This is a genomic window from Thermanaerothrix sp. (assembly GCA_026417795.1).
In the GTDB taxonomy this organism is placed as follows: Bacteria; Synergistota; Synergistia; order Synergistales; family Synergistaceae; genus Thermanaerovibrio.
Map to the genome: position 1 here is coordinate 1 of JAOACP010000062.1, position 3,889 is coordinate 3,889.

A 3,889-nucleotide genomic window follows, 5' to 3' on the forward strand; every position below is an offset into this window, starting at 1 on the left:
AGATGTGTATAAGAGACAGCCCAAAAAGTGTGCCACCCCTCCTGGCACCCCTTTTGCTTCCCCAAAAACAAAAAATCCAGCTCATCGCTGGACCCCATCGCTAAACCTTCTACAATCGTCCTACAGCCTCATTTTCTACCCCACCAATAGGGCAGTAGCGACCCCCTTAGAATCTTGCCCCAGAAAGCCCCACAGAAGCTCACAGCACCATCATTCATACTCATACACAATCACAAACCCCCTCATTCCATTTCCCCCGCTTGCGTTTGTTCCGCTTGCCGCGTTGACATAACTTCCCCCTCCTCCGGCTCCCTCTACGGTCGCATTCGATCCATTGACAACTCCCCCTGCGGTTTGAAGACTTACGGACTGATCATATCCTATCCACCCATAAGGCAGAACCTGTCCTAATTGTACGGCCACTCCGGAGGTGGAAGATATCGTAATCATAGGTCCAGTATTTGCTTGCCAAACAAGATCGCCCACATTCCCAGAAGGCGGGTTTTGTGCATTGGTATTTGCTGATAGGTTTGCCAATCCCCCAAGTCCCCCTTTGGCGATTACCAACGTTCCAAACGAAGAATCTCCGCCGTTCGCTCCGGCTGAGGTTCCTGTTCCTCCTGCGCCGCCCGTTCCTACAGTTATGTTGACTGTATTGGGCGGACTGGTGATGAAGGCTTCAACGAAAGCACCACTCTGCCCTTGCATTCCTGCCCGATAGCTACCTGAGCCTGCGCCCGCACATCCTCCACCTCCACCACCGCCGCCCATGGCTTTTATATAGACGGCTTGCACGTTGGCCGGTCTTGTCCAAACCCCGTTTGCTTCGTATTTCTTAACTTGGGAAAGTTTAAACCCCATTAACCCCACTCCTCAATGATCATCCATCCATCCCTCCCGTTACCGCCTACTCCTAGGTTAGAAGAGCTCCCCGCTTTGTGGACAGCAACCGCACCGCCTCCTCCATGACCTAAATAAGGTGAACTTTGGCCATGAGCGGGGGTTGATGAGGTTATTGATCCCGTTATTCTAGATCTTGGCCGGTCAGGCAAAGCCGCTACATCGTGCGCATCACCATTTCCGATTGTATGATCTGCCCGCACAGTTATCCTTAGTCTCTTATTGGTTCTTTTTACTATTAGTAGGTTTTGGTCGTCCGTATAGGGATCTGATGAAAAGCTAGACGTTGTTGACTCGCTAGAAGCCGTTGACGTTACAAATATTGCTGCATCTCCTCCTTTTCCTCCTCGTATTACGGCAGTATGTATCTTCGTATCTCCGCCATCTCCCCCTTTGTATCCCGTGCTACTTGTTGATATCGAAAACGAACTGCCGGCGCCGCCTATTCCTCCCGCACCAATCGTGACGTTGACTTTACCGGCAAGTACGTCTTTTGGAAAAAATCCCTCGCCCACATTCCCATTATTTCCAGGTTCACCCGCAATACATATAGTTGTCCCAGAAGGCGCCCCAGGCGAAACCGAAACACCTCCTCCCCCTCCTCCTTGTCCGATGAAGTAAATCCCTTTAGTGAACTGGCTTAAGGTTAAAACCCCGCTTGCGGTGAAAACATGTCTTCCGATTAGTCCTTCTTCCTTTGGCTTGGACTGTATCAGGTTCTGCAAGAAGGCCGGATCTCTTAATTCGCTTAACCAAATTTTGACCAAACCTCTGTTTACCACAATTCGACTAAAGCCATTGAGTACCCATAGGAGAACATCTCCATTAGCCAGATTGAAGCTGAGGCTTTCGATAAGAAACTCCGCATCTGATTTTGCTTCTATGCCGCAAGACAGCCACAAAACCCTATCGTCCCCTACAATCTCAGGGGCAATTGTTAGGGTTTCCCCCGCAGCGATCGACTCCTTTCTCAGCCACTTTCCGGCATAGATGCTATATTCGCTCATTCCACGATAAACACGAGCGCATCCGTGAGAAATACCCCATTTGTTAACGGCATCAAATCCCCTCTCCAAACCCCTTTTGCCTTAGACAGGGGTTCAGAAGGAACGCTTGCGCTATTGTCTAGCTCCAAATCTGCAAATGACCCCTCGATCACGTACCCTTTCAGCCCTTCCCCATAAAAGAAGGTCCCCTGTCTCATGTAATAATACGACCCATGGAACTCGCCTCTTTCCTGGCTTGGCCGGTAATTGATGCTCACCATCCTACCTCCTTAAGACTATTTAAGCTCCACCACTCCAAAGAGATGTGATTACCAAACCCTGAATGGTTTGAGATTCGAATCATGGTGATTGTCTTATGAATGAAAAACAAATTATGCTCGTATCCGTTGATCGTAAACATACGCCCGCGTTCCCCCCAAACTCCAGGGAAGCTACTTGAGGGATCCATAGGCGGGTTAAAATGGATGCGTGTTGGATGGAACCCATACGATACCGCCCTAAGATATCCCCCTTCATGGGTACCCAGGTCGATATCTTGGAAATTACCGTTTGTTATGCTCCCCGAAATTGTCCAATCGGGCGGCACCCATGCAAGATGAGTCGGTATTTTCTTTGCCGGCAATGAGATCTCGCGGATGTCCTTTAATACATCCCGAATCTCCTTTGCAATCTTTTGGAATTCAATCCATTCTTCAGCCGTTACCATCAGTTAGCTCCGTTATCGATCCGCCTATAATCAGCGCCCCACAAACCAATAACCCAATATTCGCAGAGTATCCCCCAGCGAGTAATAACACTCCCCCCACCGCCGAGGAAAACAATAAGCTTGTGATCATCCCCGCTCTAAGCATTCCAGAAGTTTCTGAAAAAGGATTACCACCGCACCAGAAAGCCCACCCACGACGGCGGTTACTCCTCGTAGCACCCAGTTTTTCACGTCTTCGCGACTCATCGCTCATTGACCATCGCCCAAATGCCTAAAAAGATGAGTAACCCTACTAATAGCCACGCTCCTAATATCATGGCCCATTGACCGATTTTCTTTTCATCAACCTCTAAAACCTTTCTTACGGGTTCTGTCTTTTCTTTCGCCTCCCTAAGGATAGGGATGGCGTTTACAATATCCTCAAGTACTTTCTTAACCCCCTTTTCGAAATCCCAAATACCGCTTTCCTCTTTCTTTTCTTCCCCTAAAATCTTTTTCCCTTCAGCAACTATCTTATCGAACCGCGAGGGTGATTTTCTTACCCCTTGGTAGGCATCTACCGCCTTCCTCCAGTCCCCCAGCCGCTGATATTGCTTCTTAAGATACGTTGCCGCGGCTTCAATCGAAGCAAAAGGATCATACCGGTTCTCTAACCCAAGCTCTTTAGCGGTTTCCGGCCAAATCTGAGCAATCCCTACGGCCTTCCCCCCATCACCCACCGCATTAGGATTATATCCGCTCTCTATCTGAATAAGACCGGTCAGGATTTCTGGAGGTATTCCTTGTTTCCTTGCTTGCTCAATCGTGTAAGCGATGTACTTTGTCCGACTCATACGACGGGAAACCTTAGCGCTTGCAGGATTTGATTAATCTGATTTGTAAGGTGCCCAAATATTTGCGAATGCTGAACCTGATCCTCCGATCCGAACCTCCGTTCGCTTCGTACCTTCTCAATCTGCTTAACCGACTGATCAAATAGCATTTGCGAATAATTCTTAATAATATCCCATCCCTCCAACCGGATTTTATCCCCGATCGGATCTTCTAACCGCCAGCTCAGCAGTCCATTTTGCCTTTCCCAAATAATATTTGCGCCGGCCCTTAGCCGATCGGCATACAAGCTAGTTACCATATTCTGCTGGATGCTTATACGGTAGCGATCGGCCATATTTGCCAGTCTCTGAAAGCTTGTCTGTATGTCCTCAAGCACGTTCATCGTAGGTTCACCGTCTGAGTTTGTCCGCCTGTTTGATAGACTAACCCTGAGGAAGACAAC

The 3,889-nt window shown here is 48.7% G+C and carries 6 protein-coding genes; all 6 read right to left on the bottom strand.

The window, feature by feature from the left end; all coding sequences use genetic code 11:
• Positions 1 to 210 precede the first annotated feature (210 nt).
• The gene (locus N2315_08830; GenBank protein MCX7829280.1) at positions 211 to 861 is read right to left on the bottom strand and encodes a hypothetical protein; all 651 of its coding nucleotides are present in this window, start codon (positions 859 to 861) and stop codon (positions 211 to 213) included.
• Positions 861 to 1,907 carry a hypothetical protein gene (locus N2315_08835; GenBank protein MCX7829281.1) on the bottom strand — a complete coding sequence of 349 codons (1,047 nt, stop codon included), beginning with the start codon at positions 1,905 to 1,907 and terminating at the stop codon, positions 861 to 863. The genes N2315_08830 and N2315_08835 overlap by 1 nt, the downstream gene beginning before the upstream one ends.
• Complete coding sequence (locus tag N2315_08840) at positions 1,904 to 2,164, bottom strand: hypothetical protein (GenBank protein ID MCX7829282.1); 261 nt, start codon at positions 2,162 to 2,164, stop codon at positions 1,904 to 1,906. Before N2315_08840 ends, N2315_08835 begins: the two co-directional genes overlap by 4 nt.
• Positions 2,161 to 2,613, bottom strand: a complete 453-nt coding sequence (locus N2315_08845) for a hypothetical protein (protein MCX7829283.1) — start codon at positions 2,611 to 2,613, stop codon at positions 2,161 to 2,163. The genes N2315_08840 and N2315_08845 overlap by 4 nt, the downstream gene beginning before the upstream one ends.
• A gap of 242 nt (positions 2,614 to 2,855) precedes the next feature.
• Positions 2,856 to 3,446: a transglycosylase SLT domain-containing protein gene (locus tag N2315_08850; protein MCX7829284.1), complete on the bottom strand. Its 591-nt coding sequence runs from the start codon at positions 3,444 to 3,446 to the stop codon at positions 2,856 to 2,858.
• Positions 3,443 to 3,889: hypothetical protein (locus tag N2315_08855; GenBank protein ID MCX7829285.1), on the bottom strand; the 447-nt coding region annotated here is incomplete at its 5' end. The genes N2315_08855 and N2315_08850, both read right to left, overlap by 4 nt.

Coding starts and splice junctions, on each gene's coding strand:
- N2315_08850 (MCX7829284.1), bottom strand. CDS start 3,446: ATGAGTCGGACAAAGTACATCGCTTACACGATTGAGCAAGCAAGGAAA.
- N2315_08830 (MCX7829280.1), bottom strand. CDS start 861: ATGGGGTTTAAACTTTCCCAAGTTAAGAAATACGAAGCAAACGGGGTT.
- N2315_08835 (MCX7829281.1), bottom strand. CDS start 1,907: ATGAGCGAATATAGCATCTATGCCGGAAAGTGGCTGAGAAAGGAGTCG.
- N2315_08845 (MCX7829283.1), bottom strand. CDS start 2,613: ATGGTAACGGCTGAAGAATGGATTGAATTCCAAAAGATTGCAAAGGAG.